Here is a 22,876-nt window from a genome sequence, read left to right on the forward strand (position 1 = left end):
TCTACATTTACTATAATTGACTATACATCGAATCCCTATTCTTCTAAACTTATGGCAGTAATTTTATCAGAGGCTGAAGCAAAAGCCCTGTTGCAAAAAGTTCTTAGGTATTCCAAAGCCGACGAATGTGAAGTTAATATTCTGGGAGAAGAACGAGGCAACATCCGTTATGCCCGTAACACCGTTTCTACCAGTGGCTCGCTGATCAACCAGAATTTAGAAGTCCGGTCTGCTTTCGGAAAAAAATCAGGAGTAGCAACAGTAGATGAATTCGATGATGACTCCATAGAAAAAGCAGTACGCCGCTCAGAAGAACTTGCACGTCTGGCTCCGGAAAATCCCGAATATATACCTATGCTTGGCCCACAGCAATACCTGGCTAGCAAAGGCTTTTTCGATTCTACTGCCAGCATTACACCTGCCACCCGGGCAGAAGCAGTAGCCAAAAGTCTGGAGTTATCGCGGCAGCAGAGCCTGACGGCTGCCGGTTTCCTGGAAGACCGCAAAGGATACACAGCCATGATGAATTCGAAAGGTGCATTTGCCTACTACCCTAGCACCCATGTCAACTTCTCACTTACTGTTCGTACAGAAGATGGTACAGGTTCTGGCTATGCTATTCGTGGGTATAGTGATTTCACTAAATTGGATACCGTAGCAGCTACCCGCACAGCTATTCAGAAATCTACAGGCTCTGTAGGTGCCAAGGCCATTGAACCTGGTAAATACACTGTAATTCTGGAGCCTACCGCCGCGGCTGTTCTACTGGAAAATATATATTTTAACATGGATGCCCGCAGTGCCGATGAAGGTCGTTCATTTTTAAGCAAGACCGGGGGTAAATCTAAATTAAATGAAAAAATTGTAGACGAACGGGTAACTATTTATTCTGACCCAACCCATCCGGATTTGCCCGCCTCCCCTTGGGCTGGCGATGGCCGTGCACAAGAGAAAATCAATTGGATTGAGAAGGGCATAGTAAAAAACTTATATTATTCGCGTTTCTGGGCGGCACAGAAAGGTGTAAAAGCGGTTCCCCAGCCTAACAATGTAATCATGGCCGGAGGCGATGCTTCTTTGGAAGATATAATCAAAGGTACAGAGAAAGGTATTCTGGTAACCAAACTTTGGTACATCCGCGAAGTAGACCCACAAACATTGTTACTAACCGGACTTACCCGCGATGGAACATTTTATATTGAAAATGGGCAGATTAAGTTTCCTGTGAAAAATTTCCGGTTCAATGAAAGTCCAATTATTATGCTCAATAACCTGGAAGCATTAGGCAAGCCGGAACGGGTAGTAAGCACGGAATCAGACATCAATTACCTGGTTCCTCCGATGAAAATCCGGGATTTTACCTTTACCAGCCTCTCAGACGCTGTATAAGATAATACCCATAAGGCAGCAGAATATAGCTTTCAACTAAAGAGCTAAGCTATATTCTGCTTTGTATATAAAAGTTTTACTCAACATTCAAGCAAGTTGGTAATATTTCCATTTGTATGATGCTAAATCTTAGCAGATAAACATTTTACCCTCAGCTACCTGTTTTATGAGCTGTACTTTTAACAGAAATAAAACAGGTAAGAATTTCTTTAGGAAAATTTTCTGGTGCTCAGTTAATTTATATAAATTACCAATATATTTATATCAAAATGTAATAGACATATCTATTTCTACTATTGCAAATGGATTGATAATAAAGATACCAGAGTAATTTACGAACAAATTTTACCAGATGCATACCCCCTTACATGATGTAGAATTATGGAATAAGTTTAGGAAAGGAGATAAGGAAGCCTATGCACTACTTTACAAAATCTATTTTAGAAGGCTGTATAACTATGGACGAAAGTTTACGTCAGACACAGAATGTGTAAAAGATTGCATTCAAGATTTGTTTACAAAGCTCTGGCGTAACAAAAGCACAGTTGGCGAAACCTCCTCTGTAAAAAATTATTTATTCTGTTCTTTCAGGAGAATTTTAATAGATAAAATTAATCATCAGAAGAAAGATGCATTAAGCGAAGAAATAGATGATTCATATACATTTGAAATCTCCTTACCTTATGAATCTTTATTAATTAATCACCAGGCTGAAGCCGAACGTAAGGAGGAATTAGCCAGAGCTATCCAAGCACTTTCCAGCAGACAAAAAGAAGCTATTTTTCTCAAATTTTATGAAAGCAATAGCTATGAAGAAGTAGCATCTATTATGACCATCAGTACAAAATCTCTTTATAAACTGGTAGCAAAAGCCATCAATACTTTAAGAGAAAGCGTTAAAAAAACATATTTTCTATTAAGCTTGCTTCTATTAATCTGATATTCCTTTTTTCTTTGGAAGCTTTACTAACATAAGCTCTAGGCATATATATCATTTTTTTATTAGAGTATTAGCATACACTACTACTTTATTTAACCGCCCTCAAAAGAGCCTTAGCATTAAAATGTTAGTAAAAATAATTTAAAAAAATAGGGGTAAAATTTAACAACTGCCTGTTATACTTATTAAAAGCACCTGACTATCGATTATTGCTATTTGATTTATATTTCAACTAGTAATCAGCTCCCTACATGAAGTATACTTATTATACGGCAGAAGATTTTATTCTGGATGAATCCTTCCAGCGTTGGGTAAAGCATCCGACCCCGGAAGCCAGCCTGTTTTGGGAAAATTGGCTGACAGCTAATCCTCACAAAAGAGATACTATAGAAGAAGCCCGGCAAGCCTTATTGGAGTTGCATTTTACGGAACATACTCCTACTGAAGAAGTGTACGACGAAGTATGGGAAAGAATAAACCAAGCAAATACTTTGTATGATCAGCAGCAAAAGAGCAAAATTATTCTCTATTACTCATTAAATAACTGGTATAAAGTAGCAGCTGTTTTTGCAGGTATGTTGCTTACAGCACTTGTACTGTATTATATATTTAACCTCCAAAAGCATATTGAATACACTACCAAGTATGGGGAAACACAAAACATAACACTTCCTGATGGCTCTACTATAATACTCAATGCAAATTCAAAAGTAAGTTATGCCCCCAACTGGACAAACACATCCATCAGGGAAGTATGGGTAGAGGGAGAGGCATTTTTTTCAGTAATCCATACCAAAACACATCAGAAATTTGTAGTACACACCACGGATAACTTTCAGGTAGAAGTGCTGGGCACGCAGTTTAATGTATATCAGCGGAAAAACAATACACGTGTGGTGCTGAAAGAGGGACAAGTAAAACTTAATATACAACAAGAAAATCTGGAAGAGCAAGTAGTAATGAAGCCTGGTGAACTGGTAGAAGTAAGAGAACAAATAAAAGGATATACTAAAAAAGTAGTAAACCCTGAGCTTTTTTCTGCCTGGACAAAAAATGAATTTATTTTTTCTGAGACACCCGTAAGTGAGATCATTACTCTATTGGAAGAGAACTATGGCCTGTCTGTAGTGCTGAAAGACAGAAGTGTATTAAAAAGGACTATAACAGGATCTGTACCAAGTGAAAATTTAGAGAGCCTGTTATTTGCGTTATCTGAAGCTTTAAATTATCGCATCGTACAAGAAAATAACCAAATCATTTTTAGAAATAAATCAATTAAGTAGCTAATCTTTTTCATTCAATTAGTACTTGAGGCAGGCATCTACAAATGTCTGCCCCAGCGGAAGCTTTGTTTAAAATTTATTTACCTAATCTAAACCAACAGTTATGAAGAAGTCGCACCTCTACTATGGATTGCTTGTACTATTATCTTCCCCTGTGTGCATGCATGCCCAGACACTGGCATCATCTGCTCTCTACGGTTTACCAGTTACACAACCGGGAGGTAAGCAGCAGGATGGAAAAGGAGAAAATATGACGCTGAAAAAAGCCTTATTAGATCTCAAATCTACCTACAATGTATCTATTATTTATGAGAGCAAACTTGTAGAAGACAAAACCGTGAAAGGTTTCCGCATACAAGGCTCACTGGATGAATCCCTCCAGCGTCTACTGGAACCTTTTAATCTGGCTTTCAAAAAGGACAAGCATGTGTATGTTATTGTCAGTAAGCAGAACCAAGACGAAGCTTTTATTCCGGCGCTCGAAAACAAAAAGCTAACCTATTATCTGGCAGATAATAAAGAAGAGCTGACTTCTACCAATACGGCTTCTGCTACAGCCACTATCCTTCAGCGCATAGAAACCGGAAGCTTAACTATAACCAATAAAGCTATTACCATTACCGGTAAAGTAACTTCACAGGAAGATAACCAGGGCTTACCTGGTGTAAACGTACTGGTGAAAGGTTCAGCTGTTGGAACCACTACAGATGCGAATGGAAACTACTCGCTGAATGCACCGGATGGAAATGGCACACTTGTTTTCTCCTATATTGGTTATACAACAGAAGAGGTACCGATCAATAACCATTCTACCATCAATGTAGCTTTGGTTGCCGATATACAGTCCTTATCTGAAGTAGTAGTGGTCGGATACGGAGAGCAACGGAAAGCAACCCTTACTGGATCAGTGGCTTCGGTAAAAGGAACTGAAATAATTCAAACACCTACCACCAATGTTAGTAATACGCTAGCTGGGCGTATGTCTGGCGTAGTAGCCGTAACCCGGAGCGGAGAGCCAGGATACGATGGTTCTACCATCCGCATTAGGGGAGTAAATAGTTTAGGAAATAATGATGCCTTAATTGTAGTAGATGGCATACCCGGACGTTCGCTGGACAGAATTGATCCCAATAGCATAGAAAGTATCACGGTACTGAAAGATGCATCAGCCGCCATTTACGGAGCCCAGGCAGCCAATGGCGTAATTTTAATTACAACCAAAAGAGGCCGGACAGGTAAGCCCGAAATAACTTTAAACCTAAACCAGGGATATGGCCGCCCTACGCGTATTCCCAGAATGGCCGATGCGGTAGAATACGCTACAATGTTGAATGAGATTGATGCTTATCGAAACCGCACGCCCAGATATTCCGCAGAAGACTTACAAAAATATGCAGACGGATCAGACCCCTGGCGCTACCCGAATACAGATTGGTTTAGTGAGGTATTAAAACCTTGGTCGGGACAGAACTATGGAAATATACAAATCTCTGGTGGGGGTGAAAATTTAAAATATTTTCTTCTTGCCGGAGCCAAAACGCAGGATGGTTATTACAAAAACAGTGCTGCCAAATATTCGCAATATGATTTCAGAAGCAATCTGGATGGCAAGATCAGCAATTATGTAAATATAGGTGTAGATATAGCCGGACGACAAGAAAACCGGAACTTCCCTACCCGTTCAGCAGGAAGTATATTTCGGATGGTCATGCGGGGTAAACCCAATATGACAGCTTACTGGCCTGATGGAACCCCCGGTCCAGATATTGAATATGGAGATAATCCGGTAGTAGTTAGTACCGATGCCACTGGATACGACAAAGACACCTGGTACGTCTTAAATAGCAATGTAAAGCTGAATATAATTGTGCCCTGGGTAAAAGGCTTATCTCTTACCAGCAATGCAGGGATAGATAAAGGTTTCCGTCACCGCAAACGGTTTGAAACTCCCTGGTTCCTGTACTCCTGGGATGGACAGTCTTATGATGCTAATGGACAGCCTGTGTTAATCAAAGGTAAAAAAGGCTTCGATGATCCACGCCTGACGCAAGAAACAGAGTTTAATCAGAGCATCCTGCTCAATGCCATGCTCAACTATGAAACATCCGTAGCAGAAGTCCATAATATAAAATTAATGGTTGGTAGTGAAAGAAGATCTGGCAACAGAGATCTGTTTAGTGCCTACCGGAGGTTTTTTATTTCTACAACTGTTGATCAGATGTTTGCCGGAGGTGATGCAGAAAGGAACAATGGAGGTACAGCATACTTAAACAGACGTCTGAACTACTTTGGACGGGCTAATTATAATTATCTGGAAAAATACCTCGTTGAGTTTGTCTGGCGGTATGACGGTTCATTTCAATTTCCAAAAGACAAACGCTTTGGTTTCTTCCCAGGCGTGTCTGCTGGCTGGCGGATTTCAGAGGAGAGTTTCTGGAAAAACAACATTGCCTTTATCAATAACTTTAAAATACGTGGGTCCTGGGGCCAGACAGGTAACGATCGCATAGAAATAAACGGTGTACCCTATGACTGGCAATACATTGCTTCATATGGATTTGATCCTAGCAATCAGACGTATGTATTTGGTATAGACCAGGAGAACAAACGTTTACGTGAAGCCCGTATACCAAATCCTAATATTACCTGGGAAGTAGCCTCACAATCTAATATTGGTTTTGAAACACAATTGTTTAATAGCAAATTCTTCATAGAAGCAGACTATTTTTATAACAAACGTTCACAGATCTTATGGCCCCGCAATGCTTCAGTGCCTGCATCAGCGGGTTTAACTCTTCCTCCCGAAAACATAGGAAAAGTGGCTAATCAAGGTTTCGACTTTAATATTGGGTACAACAATAATATCAATGACTTCCAGTATCAGGTATCAGTAAATGGAGGCTATGCAAAAAACAAAATCTTATTCTGGGACGAAGCGCCAGGTGCACCCGACTATCAATTATCTACTGGCCAGCCTATGAATACTAGTTTATATTACAATGCCATCGGTATATTCAGAGATGAAGAAGCCGTAAATAGCCGCCCGCACTGGGATGGAGCCAAGCCTGGGGATATTATTTTTCAGGATGTAAACAATGACGGGAAGATAGATGCCAATGACCGGGTACGTAATCCATTCACCAATATTCCCCGCTTCACCGGAGGCTTGAACCTAAACTTGCAATTTAAAGGGTTTGATCTGGCTGTTCTATTCCAGGGTGCTGCCGGTGCCGTCAGATATATACAAACAGAATCCGGAGATATCGGAAACTTCCTGAAAGAATACTATGACAACCGATGGACACCAGAGAATCCGGATGCCAGTGGCCCCAGAACGTTCAACCGGGATGAAGAATACTGGCGTAATCAACAGAACACTTATTTCCTGCACAGAACAGATTACATCCGGCTCAAAAATCTTCAACTAGGCTATAGCTTACCTGTTGCATTAACCGGAAAATTAGGTATGCAAAATATCCGCTTCTATATAAGCGGATTTAATCTGCTCACCTACAGTCCCGACCTAAAAGATTTCGACCCTGAAACAGACAATGCTAGTGGGCAGAGTTATCCTTTGCAGAAAGTACTAAATGGTGGTTTAACTGTAACTTTCTAAATCCAGTCACAATGAAAAAATCGATATATATTCTCTTAACTGTATGTGGTTTACTTTATGCCACTTCTTGCCAGAAAGATTTCTTAGATGTACAGCCCCTAGACCAGTTTGCTGAAGAAGCCGTATGGAAAGATCCTGCACTGATCCAGACATTTGTTAATAACATTTATGCTGGTATTCCGCATGGGTTTCATGCCCTCATGTTGTCTTCTCTGGTAGATGAGTCTATGGCCGTATGGGATTGGGAAACCAGCAATGCCACTAAAAGTCTGATCACGCCGAGCTACTACGGCGTATGGGATGAAGGCTTCTGGACCGGTGGCAGGTTCAAAGGGATGAACTGGACCAACAGCTATAAAAACATCCGGGCTTGTAACTTATTTATGGAGAAAATAGAAGAAGCTCCTTTTGAAGATGCGGAATTAAAAGAGCGTTTGATTGGAGAAGTACATTTCCTGAGGGCTTACTTGTACCACAATCTGGTTTCGCTATATGGGGGAGTACCAGTTATTACAGAAGCTTATAGCTTAAAGGCTGACTTTGCTGTGCCCCGCGATACTTATGAAGCGTGCATCAACTTTATATCGCAGGAGTGTGATAAAGCGGCTGCTTTACTCCCACTTACTCAGGAAGGAGCCAATAGAGGCAGGGCTACCAAAGGAGCTGCCTTAACACTCAAGTCCCGGGCACTGCTGTATGCTGCTAGCGATTTATTTAATAATCCATCCTGGGCAGCAGGCTATGCAAATCCTGAACTCATTTCATATGTAGGCGGGGACAGAACAGCTAGATGGCAAGCGGCCAAAGATGCAGCTAAAGCTGTAATAGATTTAGGTGTATATAGCCTGCATAAAGCTGACCCAGCTCCTGGCGACTCTACAGCCCGCAATTATGCTGAAGTTTTTCTTTCAAAAGAAACCTCTGAAGATATTTATGTACAATATTTTCTCCAAAGGACTGACCAAGGCTGGGATGCATACAATCCAGGCTTGTACAACGGACCTAACGGTTATCATAACTGGGGCGGCAACATTGCCCTTGGCCAACTGGTAGATGATTATGAAATGAAAGATGGAACCAGATTCAACTGGAATAATCCTGCCCATGCTGCTGATCCCTACAAGAACAGAGACCCCCGGTTTTATGCATCCATCCTATATGAAGGTGCTCAATGGAGAAAACGTCCGTCAGATGTTGTTGCCAGCGATCCGGTAGGTATAATCCAGGTAGGATACTGGGAGAAACCAGGTGGCGTAATTACCCCAGGATTAGATACCCGTAAAAGTCCAATTGAAGACTGGAACGGAACCTACACCGGCTACTATATGCGCAAATTCCTAGACCCAGCTATTGATGCCCAGTATGTAAAACAGGATCTGCCTTGGCGCTATATGCGATATGGAGAAGTGTTATTGAACTACGCAGAAGCTTGCATTGCCTTGGGGCAAGAGGCAGAAGCACGGCAGTATATTAATATGGTCCGCAAAAGAGCAGGCATGCCTGAAACCAATGAAAGCGGGCAGGATCTGGTAAACCGATACCGTAATGAACGAAGAATAGAACTAGCGTATGAAGATCATCGGTACTTTGATGTGCGACGCTGGATAATTGCACCACAAGCTTATACCAATGCACAAGGTGTAGATGTGCGCTATAAACTTCTGCCCAATAATACGACAGCTACAAAGCCTACTTTCTCGGTAATAGAGGTGCAGGATAGAGCCTGGAACGAAAGAGCCTATTTGCTGCCTATTAAACTGGATGAACTGAACAGGAATGATAAGCTGATTCAGAATCCTTTATATTAACTACCGTTTTAGAGGCTGTATACTAGAAAATAAGTCGAATTAATAGATAAGGCTTATTTTCTAGTTTCTTTTTATATAAAACCATTATAAAATAGAACTTTTCTATCTTTATATTTACATTAAATTGTTTATTAGACTAATTTCTTATGATCCCAAAACCTAACCTTATAAAAGATACTTCTGAGAAAGAAGCAAATTATCGCAAAAGCATCTGGGCTATACCTCCAGCTATAGTGGCGCTAAGTTTGGTAATTAGCACAGCGTATCAGCCTTCTTATGACCTCAACAAAAAGGAACAAGTATACGATACCTTATACAGTAAACTTACCGATGAAGAGAAACGGCTTCCGGAAAATGCCCTGAAAGGATTAAAAGTGGCAGAAGGCTTAGAAGCACAGTTGTTTGCCCATGAACCTATGCTCACCAACCCTACCAATATTGATGTAGATCACCGGGGACGCGTGTGGGTATGTGAAGCCTATAATTACCGCCCGGCTATCACCGGTAACCCCACTAAATCGGAAGGCGACCGGATTCTGATCTTGGAGGATACCGATGGCGATAGCAAAGCTGACAAACAAACCGTTTTTTACCAGGGGCCAGAACTGGCTTCTCCGTTAGGAATATGGGTGATGGGCAATAAAGCTATTGTTTCCCAAAGCCCCTATGTGTGGCTGTTTACTGATACGGATGGCGACGATAAAGCCGATAAGAAAGAAGTCATCTTCCAGGGAATTGAGGGTGAACAACATGACCACGGCATGCACGCCTTTACATTCGGCCCGGATGGTAAACTGTATTTTAACTTTGGTAACTCTGGCGAGCAACTAAAAGATGCTCAGGGCAATGTGATAAAAGATATAGATGGCAATGAGATTTCACCCAAGAACTATAAGCAGGGAATGGTGTTCCGCAGCAATCCCGACTTTACTGACCTGGAAGTACTAGGGCATAACTTCCGCAATAATTACGAGGTAGCCGTAGATTCCTACGGCACTATGTGGCAGTCGGATAACGATGATGATGGCAATAAAGGTGTACGGATTAATTATGTAATGGAACATGGCAACTATGGCTATACGGATGAAATAACCGGAGCCGGATGGCGGGCCAAACGTACCAATATGGAAAAAGAAATCCCCTTGCAGCACTGGCACCTCAATGACCCAGGCGTAGTACCTAATCTGCTTCAAACCGGTGCAGGCTCCCCTACTGGCATGGTGGTGTATGAAGGCCGATTATTGCCCAAAACCTTCTGGGATCAAATGATCCATACGGATGCAGGCCCCAATGTGGTACGTTCCTATCCGGTAACCAAAGAGGGGGCAGGTTATAAAGCCTCTATAGTGAATATTTTAGAAGGGGTACGCGACCAGTGGTTCCGCCCCTCAGATGTATGCGTAGCCCCGGATGGCTCGCTGATTATTTCTGACTGGTACGACCCAGGTGTCGGAGGCCACCAGGCTGGCGATTTAAACCGCGGACGTATTTATAGAGTAGCTCCGCCTAAAACAGCTTATACCATGCCTAAACTAGATCTAACTTCTGTTGATGGAGCTATTGAAGCCTTGCAAAACCCCAATCTTTCTGTCCGGTATCAGGCATGGCAAGCACTGAACGGCATGGGAGCTAAAGCTGAAAAAAAACTGGCAAAGCTCTATAAGAATGCCGAAAATCCAAGAATGAAAGCCCGCTCCCTGTGGCTGCTAAGCAAGATAGAAGGCAAAGGCAAAAAGTATATTGACATGGCATTGAAAGATGCCAATGCTGACCTGCGTATTACCGGTTTGCGGGCTGCCAGAGAAATGAAGATGGATATTGTTCCCTATATAAAACAGCTTGCCAATGACACTGATGCGCAGGTACGCCGAGAAGCAGTTATAGCTCTGCGCACCACCAAATCTCCGGAGGCCGCCCAATTATGGGCTACGTTAGCCAGCCAGTACGATGGCAAAGACCGCTGGTATCTGGAAGCATTGGGCATTGGGGCCGACAAGCAATGGGATAGTTTCTATCCGGCCTGGCTCAAACAAGCCGGCAACAATCCATTAGACAAACCAGCCAACCGCGATATTATCTGGCGGGCACGTACCGGACAAGCGATTCCTTTACTAGCACAACTTGCTTCCGACCCATCCACGGCATTAGATAACCGCCTCCGCTATTTCCGGGCCTTTGACTTCAACCCCGATGGAGCGGCCAAGTCCGCTGCATTGATTAAAATGCTGGAAGGCAACAGCCCCGATCAGGCGCAGATTAGCCAGCTAGTCCTTAGCCATCTTGATCCCAAACATATCCGTAACTCACCTGTAGCCATGAGTGCCTTGCAGGCATCCTTGGATGCGGTAGCCGGAACCCAGGAATTTGTAGAGATGGTGACACGGTATGAACTGAAAGAAGAAAATCCGAGATTATTGAAACTAGCGTTAGCCGAAAGTAATAGTAATGTAGGAAGAAGTGCAGCCACTACTCTGATGAAACAAGGCGGAAAAGAGTTGATAAAAGCCACAATTAATGGTAAAGACGAAAAAGAAGCGATAGGTGTGCTGACCGCACTTCGGGGCGTAGGCAGCGAAGAATCTATCCAACTGCTGGAAGAGGTAGCACTGAATAATTCGTATTCACTGAATATGCGCCGGGAAGCTGCCCAGGCGATCGGCGGCAGCTATAATGGCGAAGACCGGACGTTAGAGTTATTAAAAACCAACAAGCTGCCCGATGAACTAAAAGCAGCAGCGGTGAGTGGGGTAAGCAATGCCTGGCGCAAAAGTGTACGCACAGAGGCAGCCGGGTACCTGGGCAATACTGCTGCAGCGGCTAGCGGAAAAACCACACCAAGCCTGAACGAACTGTTAAAAGTCAAAGGCGATGCTAAAAATGGCCAGGTGGTGTTTAGCCGCACCTGTTCTACCTGCCATCAAGTAAATGGTCAAGGGATGGATTTTGGCCCTAAACTCTCTGAAATTGGAAGCAAGCTCCCAAAAGAAGCTCAATACATTTCTATTCTTCATCCGGATGCCGGCATTAGTTTTGGCTATGAAGGTTATATTATTAAAATGAAAGATGGCAGCACTAATGCAGGTATTATTGCCAGCCGTACGGAAACCGATATTGATCTAAAACAACCAGGTGGTACTACGATGAAACTGAAAACTAAAGATGTAGCCTCCATGAAGCAGATGGACAACTCCATGATGCCTTCTGGCCTGGAAAATACCATGAGTACGCAAGAACTGGCTGATCTGGTTGAGTATTTAATGTCATTAAAAAAGACGAGCTAAATTTTAGCACAACTAAAATACAAAGGGCCTGGAGGTAATTACCTCCAGGCCCTTTGTATTTTAACCTCAAAACAAATTGAAAAACTGCTGCCCTTCATACGTCCTCTAAACCATTCATCCTCAAATAGAGCCTTTTTGAAAATTATTTTTTGATAAGACCTTGCAAATCTAAAATCATGTATTACATTTGTAGTGTATTAGTTAAGTAGTACACTACAACAATAAAACAATGGTAGAGCTAAACAACGTAAATTTTAAGTATAAAAATAAAAAACCGCTCTTCACAGATTTGAATCTGCAGTTGGGGACCGGATTTATTTATGGGTTGCTTGGAAAAAATGGAGCTGGAAAATCTACTTTGCTCAAACACATAGCCGGGCTTTTGTATCCGCAGAGTGGCCAATGCAAAGTATTTGGTTATACGGCCAGCCAGAGAATTCCACAAATGTTGGAAGATATATATGTTATTCCGGAAGAGTTTGAACTGCCTTCTATTGCATTGAACGCCTATACAAAAAGCAATGCAGTATTCTACGCTAAATTCAGCTATGAGCAGTTCAACAAATATTTAACAGAATTTGAGTTGCCGGCAGATGCTAAACTTTCTACGCTGTCTTACGGCCAGAAGAAAAAGTTTCTGATTGCTTTTGGCCTGGCCACCAATGCCCGTGTGCTGATTCTTGATGAACCTACCAACGGCCTGGATATTCCATCTAAAAGCCAGTTCCGCAAAATTGTGGCCTCTGCCCTTACCGAAGACAAGATTATTATTATTTCCACACATCAGGTACGTGACCTGGAAAACCTGATAGACTTTGTGGTGGTACTAGAAAATGGCAAAATCATCTTCAACAAGAATATTGCTGAAATATCTGAACGGCTTGCTTTTGAACACAGCCTGGCAGGGGTACCCGCCAGCGATATTCTGTACCATGAAGATATGCCCGGCAGAAAGGCAGGCATTACCCGCAACAGATCAGGCCAGGAAACCAGGGTAGACCTGGAGTTACTTTTCAATGGGGTAATTAAAGATACAAGCGTTATTAACTCTCACTTCGTAAAATAACAGACTTATGAATAATATATTTGATATAGGCAGGCTTACAAAATTTATACAGCGGCAAGCTGTATTAAATGCACCTCCCATACTAATTGCTGCAGGTGCTATCTTCGGAACAATGCTGATTGTTTCTATCCTGACTGGTTACTATGGCCCAGAGAATATGGAAGGGTTAAAAGGATTTTTCCTGTTTGTGTTTTTTCTGGGTGGCTTTATTCTGACAAGCAATATTTTTGCTGAATTGCATACGCCTCTGAAAAGTTACTTTTATCTGACTTTACCTGTCTCCACAGCAGAAAAATTAATAGGCTCCTGGATATTAACCTCGCCGGTGTATGTAGTGGTATTCTCTGTTATAGCGTATCTCATCTATCTGATTCCGACAATTATGGTTGGTAATTCGTATCCGGTACCTGCTTTCTTTGACCATGATACCTTTCAGGCTATTGGCAGCTATATGGTAATTCAGACGGTGTTTTTTCTGGGAGCTGCTTATTTCCGGAAGTATAATTTCCTTAAGACTGTTTTATCTTTATTCCTATTCCAGATATTCATCGGATTATATGCCGGGTTACTCTTCTGGTTGTTGTTTGGTGGCGGTAATGTAAATGACCGCGATTTTGACAATGGGTTTAAAGGATCAATAGAAAATACCGTTCCGCAACTTGCCCATGTTTTCTTCTGGTATATACTCGGGCCGTTCTTATTAGTAGTTTCGTATTTCAGTTTAAAAGAAAGAGAGGTTTAAATGGATTTCAAGGAAAATCAAGCTATTTACTTACAGATTGCTAACCACTTTTTCGAGAATATTCTTCAGAAGAAATGGAATGGCGGAGAAAAAATTCCCTCTATCCGGGATATGGCGGTGGAATTTGAAGTAAACCCAAACACTACGATGCGTACATTTAACTACTTGCAGGATAAAGGCATCATCTATAACAAAAGAGGAATTGGCTATTATGTGGCAGACGACGGATACGAAAAAGCCCGTGCACTGAAAAAAGAGCAGTTTGTGAATGAAGATTTATCAGATGTTTTCAGAAATATGCAAATGCTGGGAATCTCGTTCGAAGATCTGCAAAGGTATTACCAACAGTTTATTAAGAATAACTAAGTACATTTTTACTTTACCACTATGAAAACAGGCCATAAACTTTTAATAGGATTACCGGTACTTATGCTGCTGACTATTGCTTTCTGCCTGGTTGTCGCCGGAGAATATAAAAATTCAGGTAGTATATCGGCCACCGGGAATGAGGTGGCACAGGCTGGCAGGGTTCCTGCCTTTAGCATCATTACCATTAAAGGGCGGGCTTTTGCAGCGCAGAAACCTGAGGTAACTGAAGTTCAGGAAGCAACTACGTATTCAACAGATCGAACAACTGACCAAAAGGCTAAGCTGTTTCCGATGGCATACAAGCTGATTAGCAGAGGCCTTATTTCCAAATAACAACAGTTTCGGTAAAGTAAAATGTATAATTAATTAAATGAATTAACTCCCACTAGATATATGAAAACAAGTAATAAACTTTTGCTCAGCCTGCTGATTGTAGCTCTGATAGCGGTAACTGCGTTTATTGGCACGGCCAAGCATTATCATCAGAAAGGTAACGCCGTAAAAGGCGACAGCAACCGCGCTACTGAAGCCAGAACCGTGGGCGAGTATAACGGTATAAAAGTACGAGGCAAACTAGAAGTGCGCCTAACCCAAGGGCCGGAAAGAAAAGTAGAGGTTAATGCCGCCAAAAATATTGTTCCGCTAGTATCTACCCAAGTAACCGAAGGAATTTTAGTAATTGAAACTACCAGCAGGATAGATGAAGATGAGAAGATTGAAATAATTATTACTGCGCCTGCTATACAAAGTCTGGAAATGACAGAAGGATCGTATATTGAAACAACCAATGCCTTAACAGGCGATAGACTGAATATCAAAAGTAATTCCGGAAGCAACGGACGGCTAAATCTGCAATACAAAAACGTGGAATGTGAAGTAAGTACTGGCGCTGTGTTTGACCTGGATGGAAGCTCTGAAGCCGCCAGCTTAAAAGCTTCTACAGGTGCAAGGTTGGATGCCGGAGACTTACTCACACAAACATGTATGGTAGAGGCAAGTACCGGTGCAAATACTTCAGTAAATGTATCGCAGGTACTTACAGCTGAAATTAACACCGGCAGTGAACTGAATTACAGGGGTGATCCGGCCAAAACAAATATTAATTCTAACAGCGGAGGTACAGCTCATAGAAGGTAATTTAATCAAGCATCAGCGTTGGAGCAAGCTATATCAGCCTCTAACGCTGATGGTGTTATATATTTTTTAGTCTGTAGTACTGATTACGTTTGTTACTGAAATTCTGACCTCAATATTTTACCCCACAATTGTAACATTTCCCTGCATTTGAGAAGCAAACAACCCATTCCAGCGCTTGTCTAAAATATATAATCACACTAAACGGATAAGCTCGCTCTGGGATAGCATTGTTAGAGTTTTCAATTGAAATAATAGTATCTTAGCAGTACTTTCCTCAACTGAATGAACCGCTATATCTATATATTTATCTTTATCTGCTTTATTACCATCACTACTTTTATTCTTTTTGAAGCCAGCGGTTTCACCTTTGAAGGTCTATTGCAGAACAAAACATCTAAACCACTTTTAGCTTTTATTAGCCTCCTGTTGCTGGGTATAGATGTTATTCTTCCCATACCTTCCAGCTTCATTATGATTAGCAACGGTGTACTTTTCGGATTTTTGGTTGGCGGTATCCTTTCCTTAGTGGGTGGACTTATTTCGTCTATGGTGGGATATTTTATCGGCTATAAAAGCACCAGATTAGCTAAGAGGTTTTCATCCGTAGCAGAGGAAGCCAAAGCCCGCACCTTTCTGGAAAAATATGGATCTATTGCTATTATTGCTTCACGGCCAATTCCGGTTCTCGCAGAATCAGTTTCTATTATGAGCGGAACCTTGCAATGGAGTTTCAGAAAAATTCTGATAAACTCATTTATTGGTTTGCTTCCAATCAGCTTTGTTTATTCGTTAACTGGGGCTTATTCTACCTCTTTTAATAGTGCAGGCGTTGCGTTTCTTATTAATATTGGCATGGCTGGCTTTATCTGGCTCATTACCCGCTGGAGGAAACCCTACTAATGAGAGATGATGTTATGTTCAAGGTGCTACTTTTCCAGGTACATATTTACCAGAGACAGAACACCATTTAAAATAAAGCTGACTCCGATGGAGAGTACAATAAAACCCATCATCCGGGAAAGAGCCGCCATACCACTTTTTCCTAAAAACCTGGTAAACTGCTGAGAAGAACGTAAGATAAGGTAGGAGGCAATAGCTACCAGAATAATGGCTGCTATAATAAACCCTACTTCATGATAGCCGGTGGCTTTATTGTACATGCCGATTACTACGGCAATAGAACCAGGACCTGAGAGCAGGGGCATCGCCAAGGGGGTGAATGAAATATCTTCTTTCTCTAAACCTTCTTCCTGCACTTCCTTAGATAGCCGTTTGCTACCCTTATGTGCATCATCCGGATTCAGTAAACTCAAACCGGAACGGGTAATAAGTATACCTCCGGCAATACGCAGGTCTTCTATGCGTAAGCCAAAAAAGTTAAGAATAAACGTTCCCGCAAAAAAGAACACCACTAAAATACCTACCACATATAAACAAGCTTTCAGGGCCTGTTCATTTCTGGTGGCTTTGTCCATGGCTCCGGTCAAGGCCAGAAATACGGGGGTAGCACCAAAAGGATTTATTACCGGAAATAAGGCTGAAAAGGTAGCTAAAAGAATTTCCATAGTTGCAAATTAAACAGATTTCTACATGTGAGGTTACGTGAATCTGAATATCTTTATTGTTAGTAAGTCTATCCTCCAGTGCACTTTTCCGGATAATCCAATAAAAAAGCCTGTCTGGAGTGAGACAGGCTTTCTATTGGGTATTTTATCAATATTAGCCATTGCTTGCCAATGCTTCTGCCCCACCAACAATCTCAAGAATTTCTTTGGTAATAGCAGCCTGACGAGTACGGTTATAAATCAATTTCAAGTCTTTCAATAATTCTTTTGCATTATCAGTGGCTTTATCCATAGCAGTCATCCGGGCGCCATGTTCCGAAGCGTTAGACTCCAGTAAAGCTTTGTAGAATTGTATCTTCAGTGTTTTAGGAATCAGCTCTGCAAAAATTTCTTTCTCCGAAGGCTCAAATATATAATTCGTGGTAGAAGCTTTCTGCGATTCATTTTTTACCTCAACAATAGGTAGAAACTGCTCTGTGCGGATAATTTGCGTAGCCACGTTTTTAAATTCATTATATACCAGCTCTACCCGGTCGAAACGCCGGGCAAGAAAACCATCCATGGCAAATTCTGCCACCCGGCGTGCCTGGTTAAAGTTTAATGAAGAAAACAGCGTAGCATATTCAGAATTGAGCGGATACTTTCTTCTGCCGAAAAAATCGTTGCCTTTTTTTCCAATGGTCAGCAATTGCACATTGCCTGCAGCAGCCTGGCTAGCATACTTACCTGTTAACAGAGAATTCACTGCTTTGGTAACATTGGCATTGAAAGCACCTGCCAGACCACGGTCTGAGGTAATTACAACCAATAATACTTTGTTGGGTTCCCGCTCTTCGGCGTATGGGTTAGAGGCTTCGTCTTCTAATTGTGAAGAAATATTCTGAAGAATCGTTTGTAAGCGCTGAGTATACGGACGCATCTGAATAATAGCATCCTGTGCCCGGCGCAGTTTAGCAGCTGCCACCATTTTCATGGCTTTTGTAATCTGCTGCGTCGAATTTATTGATTGAATCCTAAGTCTTACTTCTTTTAAACTAGGCATAGTTAATATGCTAATGGTTTTATGTGCCGGTTGGCTGATGCACTAATCTTATTCACTAGTACATCAGCCAACAAGCGCATTTATTTCTTATATCTCTTGGCAATATCCAAAGCTACCTGCTTCAATACGTTGGTTACACTATCATCTAACTTGCCAGCCCGTAAAGCGTCCAAAGTAGCCTTATGATTCGCCGTTAGCAGTGTAGCAAATTCCTTCTGATATTCTTTCACCCGGGTAATAGGCACACCATCCATTAAGCCATTGGTAGAGGCATAAATAATAGCTACTTGATGTTCAACTGGTGTAGGTGAGAATTGAGGCTGCTTCAGAATTTCCTGGTTAATACGGCCTCTTTCAATAGTACGCTTGGTAGAAGCATCCAGGTCAGAACCGAATTTAGAAAAAGCTTCCAGTTCCCGGAACTGTGCCTGATCCAGCTTTAAGGTACCGGCCACTTTCTTCATAGATTTGATTTGCGCATTACCACCTACCCGAGACACTGAAATACCTACGTTGATTGCCGGACGAATACCTGCGTTAAACAAGTTCGTTTCCAGGAATATCTGGCCGTCAGTAATGGAAATTACATTAGTTGGAATATAAGCCGAAACGTCGCCAGCCTGCGTTTCAATAATTGGAAGAGCAGTTAATGATCCGCCGCCTTTTACAATCGGCCGTAGATTATCCGGCAAATCATTCATATTTTTAGCTATTTCATCAATAGCAATTACTTTGGCAGCTCTTTCCAGCAAACGGCTGTGCAGATAGAATACGTCTCCTGGATAGGCTTCGCGGCCCGGAGGTCTTCTTAACAGCAAAGACACTTCACGATAGGCTACGGCTTGTTTAGATAAATCGTCGTAAACAACTAAAGCCGGACGTCCGGTATCTCTGAAATACTCACCAATGGCAGCACCAGTGAAAGGCGCATAAAACTGCATGGGAGCAGGGTCAGAAGCAGAAGCCGCTACTACAATGGTATAGGGCATTGCGCCGCCTTTTGTTAAGGCATTTACTATCTGTGCTACTGTACTTGCTTTCTGGCCAATGGCTACATAAATGCAATATACCGGCTGACCTTTATCGTAAAACTCCCGTTGATTGATAATAGCATCAATGGCTACTGCTGTTTTACCTGTCTGACGGTCACCAATAATTAGCTCCCGCTGACCTCTGCCAATTGGAATCATGGCATCAATAGCCATAATACCTGTTTGCAGCGGCTCGTTCACCGGCTGACGGTAAATTACGCCAGGAGCTTTTCTTTCCAGGGGCATATCGTACAATGGACCTGTTAAAGACGGACCGCCGTCTATCGGTTGGCCTAGTGTATTCAATACACGGCCACACATGCTATCGCCTACTTGTATGGAAGCAATAGTATTGGTTCGTCTGGCAGTGTCACCTTCTTTAATTCCCTGGTAATCTCCTAAAATTACCGCACCTACGTTATCTTCTTCCAGGTTAAGAACCAGGCCTCTTACCCCATTTGAAAATTCAATAATTTCGCCGGATTGTGCATTGGTAAGGCCATAAATGCGGGCTACCCCATCTCCTACCTGCAACACCGTACCTACTTCCTGTAATTCTGCTTCAGTAGTAGCATTAGCTAACTGAGCTCTTAATATTGCTGAAACCTCATCGGGTCTTACTTGTACCATATCAGAGTTTGATTATATATGTATATGGATTATGACTTAAATTCTTGTTCTAATTTTTGCAACTTACTTTTAATTGACTGATCAATTTGCTTATCGCCTACCCGTAAAACAAAACCGCCTATCAGGCTGGGGTCTATTTTTTCTTCTAGCTCTATCTTTTTCCCTAACGTTTCTCCAGCCATTTGCCTGAACTGAGCCCGCAAACTATCGTCTAACGGAAAAGTGGTTGTAACATGCGCTACATGAATATTTTTGTGTTTATTATATAGTTCATGAAAGGCTTTAGCTACGCCATACAGAACTTCTTCCCGATTCTTTCTAGTAATGATTTCAAAAATAGAGAAAGTAATCGGATGCAAACGGCTCTGAAATAAATCCCGCATAACATTATATTTCTTTGCATGCGGTACAATAGGGCTCTGCAACATCAAATACAAAGGCCGGTTGTTATCTATCGTTTGCACAAAAAACTGCATGTCTGTATGTACCTGCTCCAGCACATTTTTCTCCTGTGCCAGTTCAATTAAAGCTTTTGCGTACCTATATGCAACTCTGGATTCTGCCATTGTGTATTAGTTTAAACTTGCATCTTTTACCAACTGATCTACCAGGTCGCGCTGTGCTTTTTCTTCCTTCAACTGATTGCGAAGTAATTTTTCTGCTATTTCGATAGATAAAGTTGCTACCTGTCTTTTAATATCAGCTAACGCTGCCTGACGTTCGGCATTTATCTGCTGTTTGGCACTTTCAACAATTTTGGCACTTTCTACAGAGGCTTTGTTTTTAGCTTCTTCTACAATAGCTTCCGATGTTTGCTGTGCTTTGCGCAACATAGCATCTCTTTCTACTCTGGCCTCTTCCAGCAGTTTTTCATTTTCTGCTTTCAACTTTGCCATATCTGTTTTTGCTTGTTCGGCAGCCCGTAAAGCACCTTCTATACTTTCTTCTCTTTCTCTGAGAGAACTCATAATAGGTTTCCAGGCAAATTTAGCCAGTAGGAAGAGTACTAAAAGAAAGGTGACTAACTGCCAGAATATTAAACCTAAGCCGGGTGTTACTAAATTCATAGGATCAACTACTTATCTTTTTTATAATTTATTGATTATAAATATTTTACTTATACTCAATCAGAATTGGTAAGGTATTCTTTGTTTCTTTAAAAATCCTGCACCCGGCCTAATGCCGAAGTACAGGATTTTAATTCATACAAATTTTCTACTAGGTAGCTGTTGCAATAAGCAGACATACTACTACACCAAACAGGGCCACACCTTCAATAAAGGCTGCTGAAATCAGCATAGCTGTTTGAATTTTTCCGGAAGCTTCTGGCTGACGCGCAATAGCTTCTGTTGCGGTGCCACCAATACGGCCAATGCCTAAACCTGCGCCTAACGCAACAAGTCCTGCACCGATACCTGCACCCATGATTGCAAGCCCCATATCGTTGGCTGCTTGTAACAATAAACTAAGTAACATGATAGAGATTTATTAAGTGAAACAAAGAATTTCCAAATACAGGGAAGATCATTCTTAATGACCGTAATCATCATGATCTTCGTGGCCTTCTACTGCGCTACCAATATACATGGCAGATAAAAGGGTAAAGATATATGCCTGAAGTATAGCAACCATTAACTCAATTAAGTTCATAAACAGAGCAAATGGCACAATAGCTGCACTAACCGCAATATTTTTGGCTACAAATATGAGCCCCAGCAAACTTAAAATGATAATATGCCCGGCTGTAATGTTTGCAAACAGACGAACCATCAAAGAAAATGGCTTGGTAAATACGCCAATCAATTCTACCGGAATCATAATTGGCAAAAGCCATTTAGGTACACCTGGCGTAGCAAATATGTGCTGCCAGTAATATTTATTGCTGCTAAATAACGTAATGCATAAGGTGATTAAGGCAAGCACTCCTGTAACCGCTATGTTACCTGTTAAATTAGCTCCACCGGGCATCAAACCTAGTAAGTTATTGAACCAGATAAAGAAAAATACAGTAAGCAGATAAGGCATGTATTTTTCATACTTAGGCCGGCCATGTTTGTCTTTGCCGGCTATAGCAGGCTTAGCCACATCATCCCGGATAAACACAATAAGCGGTTCAAAGAAAGATTGTATGCCACTAGGCGCTTTTCCTCTGTTTTTGGTATAGGCACCGGCTATGCTTGAGAAGATAACCACAAGTAGAATAGCACTTAAAAACAGGGAAGCTACATTTTTGGTGATAGAAAGATCGTAGAATTTTCTACCTGACTGCGATACAATATGATCGTGTTCATCAAGCTTATAATCGCCGTATGAAAGGCTTTCGTTATGAAATTTGCTGGAAGAGAAAACTTCTAACCCCTGATCGGCCGAATAAATAATAACTGGTAACGGAAGTGTTATATGGGTATGTCCAATCGTAGCAAAATGCCATTCATGTGAATCACCTACGTGGTGCATGATCATTTCGCTTACTTTAAACTCTTCCTCGGTTTCCTCTCCTGTCTCTGTATGTTCTTGGGAAAATGCAGTAGTGGAAAATAAAATTGAAAAAAATAATACGTGAGTGAAGGTCAGAAATTTACGAAAAGTTTTGCGGTTCATGTCTCTCCTGCTGTCTTGAATTGCGCCGCAAGTTAGTCAATAAGGAATTAATTTCAAATGCTACATACAATAAATACAGAATAAAAAAATTCATCACAAACAGAACTCTGTCCTGAACCCCTTTATAGAGAAAAATTCCAATAAATATAATACTGATCAGCAGGCGTATCAGCATGACCACAAAATAAAATATGGCCACATTATCCTTACTCCGCTGGAAGGCCATTTCTGTAATGCGGTGCCCCATAACCGCCAGAGCAAAAAAGAAACCTAGCATTATCCATATTTGTGTATGAATCAGGTCAGGTATAAAAAACTGATTCGCCAGATAAATTACTATCACCAGAACAGCTGTGAAGAGGATGATTTTTAGCAT

At 41.6% G+C, this 22,876-nt stretch carries 20 protein-coding genes; 12 read left to right on the plus strand and 8 right to left on the minus strand.

Annotated elements, in window-relative coordinates:
* Positions 1-51 precede the first annotated feature (51 nt).
* The 12 genes from Q0590_RS20010 to Q0590_RS20065 all read left to right on the plus strand — a co-directional run bounded on the left by Q0590_RS20010 (position 52) and on the right by Q0590_RS20065 (position 16,531).
* On the plus strand, positions 52-1,389 hold the full coding sequence (locus tag Q0590_RS20010; RefSeq protein WP_302039373.1) for a TldD/PmbA family protein: 1,338 nt from the start codon (positions 52-54) through the stop codon (positions 1,387-1,389).
* A gap of 352 nt (positions 1,390-1,741) precedes the next feature.
* On the plus strand, positions 1,742-2,329 hold the full coding sequence (locus Q0590_RS20015; protein WP_302039374.1) for an RNA polymerase sigma factor: 588 nt from the start codon (positions 1,742-1,744) through the stop codon (positions 2,327-2,329).
* A gap of 251 nt (positions 2,330-2,580) precedes the next feature.
* The gene (locus Q0590_RS20020) at positions 2,581-3,612 is read left to right on the plus strand and encodes a FecR family protein (RefSeq protein WP_302039375.1); all 1,032 of its coding nucleotides are present in this window, start codon (positions 2,581-2,583) and stop codon (positions 3,610-3,612) included.
* A 103-nt stretch (positions 3,613-3,715) separates the two neighbouring features.
* Positions 3,716-7,228, plus strand: coding sequence for a SusC/RagA family TonB-linked outer membrane protein (locus Q0590_RS20025; protein ID WP_302039376.1), 3,513 nt, complete (start codon positions 3,716-3,718; stop codon positions 7,226-7,228).
* Positions 7,229-7,239: 11 nt separating this feature from the next.
* Entirely contained in the window at positions 7,240-9,036 is a 1,797-nt protein-coding gene (locus Q0590_RS20030; RefSeq protein WP_302039377.1) for a RagB/SusD family nutrient uptake outer membrane protein, read from the plus strand.
* 146 nt (positions 9,037-9,182) lie between these two features.
* Positions 9,183-12,317 (plus strand): PVC-type heme-binding CxxCH protein, encoded by a 3,135-nt coding sequence (locus Q0590_RS20035; RefSeq protein WP_302039378.1) that lies wholly within the window; start codon positions 9,183-9,185, stop codon positions 12,315-12,317.
* 229 nt (positions 12,318-12,546) lie between these two features.
* Complete coding sequence (locus Q0590_RS20040) at positions 12,547-13,383, plus strand: ABC transporter ATP-binding protein (RefSeq protein ID WP_302039379.1); 837 nt, start codon at positions 12,547-12,549, stop codon at positions 13,381-13,383.
* 7 nt (positions 13,384-13,390) lie between these two features.
* The gene (locus tag Q0590_RS20045) at positions 13,391-14,125 is read left to right on the plus strand and encodes a hypothetical protein (protein WP_302039380.1); all 735 of its coding nucleotides are present in this window, start codon (positions 13,391-13,393) and stop codon (positions 14,123-14,125) included.
* The gene (locus Q0590_RS20050; RefSeq protein ID WP_302039381.1) at positions 14,126-14,491 is read left to right on the plus strand and encodes a GntR family transcriptional regulator; all 366 of its coding nucleotides are present in this window, start codon (positions 14,126-14,128) and stop codon (positions 14,489-14,491) included.
* A 21-nt stretch (positions 14,492-14,512) separates the two neighbouring features.
* Entirely contained in the window at positions 14,513-14,827 is a 315-nt protein-coding gene (locus tag Q0590_RS20055) for a hypothetical protein (protein ID WP_302039382.1), read from the plus strand.
* Positions 14,828-14,887: 60 nt separating this feature from the next.
* A complete protein-coding gene (locus Q0590_RS20060) occupies positions 14,888-15,631 on the plus strand; it encodes a head GIN domain-containing protein (protein ID WP_302039383.1) in 744 nt (247 codons plus the stop codon).
* A gap of 282 nt (positions 15,632-15,913) precedes the next feature.
* On the plus strand, positions 15,914-16,531 hold the full coding sequence (locus Q0590_RS20065) for a TVP38/TMEM64 family protein (RefSeq protein ID WP_302039384.1): 618 nt from the start codon (positions 15,914-15,916) through the stop codon (positions 16,529-16,531).
* Between the two features lie 26 nt (positions 16,532-16,557).
* On the opposite strand, the gene Q0590_RS20070 is transcribed toward Q0590_RS20065, so the two are convergent.
* The 8 genes from Q0590_RS20070 to Q0590_RS20105 form a co-directional block, all read right to left on the minus strand.
* Positions 16,558-17,196: a MarC family NAAT transporter gene (locus Q0590_RS20070; protein ID WP_302039385.1), complete on the minus strand. Its 639-nt coding sequence runs from the start codon at positions 17,194-17,196 to the stop codon at positions 16,558-16,560.
* 154 nt (positions 17,197-17,350) lie between these two features.
* Positions 17,351-18,238 (minus strand): ATP synthase F1 subunit gamma, encoded by an 888-nt coding sequence (atpG, locus tag Q0590_RS20075; RefSeq protein ID WP_302039386.1) that lies wholly within the window; start codon positions 18,236-18,238, stop codon positions 17,351-17,353.
* A gap of 80 nt (positions 18,239-18,318) precedes the next feature.
* Complete coding sequence (gene atpA, locus Q0590_RS20080; protein ID WP_302039387.1) at positions 18,319-19,899, minus strand: F0F1 ATP synthase subunit alpha; 1,581 nt, start codon at positions 19,897-19,899, stop codon at positions 18,319-18,321.
* Between the two features lie 29 nt (positions 19,900-19,928).
* The gene (gene atpH, locus Q0590_RS20085; protein ID WP_302039388.1) at positions 19,929-20,465 is read right to left on the minus strand and encodes an ATP synthase F1 subunit delta; all 537 of its coding nucleotides are present in this window, start codon (positions 20,463-20,465) and stop codon (positions 19,929-19,931) included.
* Between the two features lie 6 nt (positions 20,466-20,471).
* Positions 20,472-20,966: a F0F1 ATP synthase subunit B gene (locus Q0590_RS20090; RefSeq protein ID WP_302039389.1), complete on the minus strand. Its 495-nt coding sequence runs from the start codon at positions 20,964-20,966 to the stop codon at positions 20,472-20,474.
* Positions 20,967-21,117: 151 nt separating this feature from the next.
* Positions 21,118-21,375: an ATP synthase F0 subunit C gene (gene atpE / locus Q0590_RS20095; RefSeq protein WP_302039390.1), complete on the minus strand. Its 258-nt coding sequence runs from the start codon at positions 21,373-21,375 to the stop codon at positions 21,118-21,120.
* Between the two features lie 54 nt (positions 21,376-21,429).
* Positions 21,430-22,500 (minus strand): F0F1 ATP synthase subunit A, encoded by a 1,071-nt coding sequence (gene atpB, locus Q0590_RS20100; protein WP_302039391.1) that lies wholly within the window; start codon positions 22,498-22,500, stop codon positions 21,430-21,432.
* On the minus strand, positions 22,478-22,876 hold the full coding sequence (locus Q0590_RS20105; protein WP_302039392.1) for a hypothetical protein: 399 nt from the start codon (positions 22,874-22,876) through the stop codon (positions 22,478-22,480). The genes atpB and Q0590_RS20105 overlap by 23 nt, the downstream gene beginning before the upstream one ends.

Origin of the sequence: Rhodocytophaga aerolata, assembly GCF_030503435.1 — a bacterium.
Lineage (GTDB): Bacteria > Bacteroidota > Bacteroidia > Cytophagales > 172606-1 > Rhodocytophaga > Rhodocytophaga aerolata.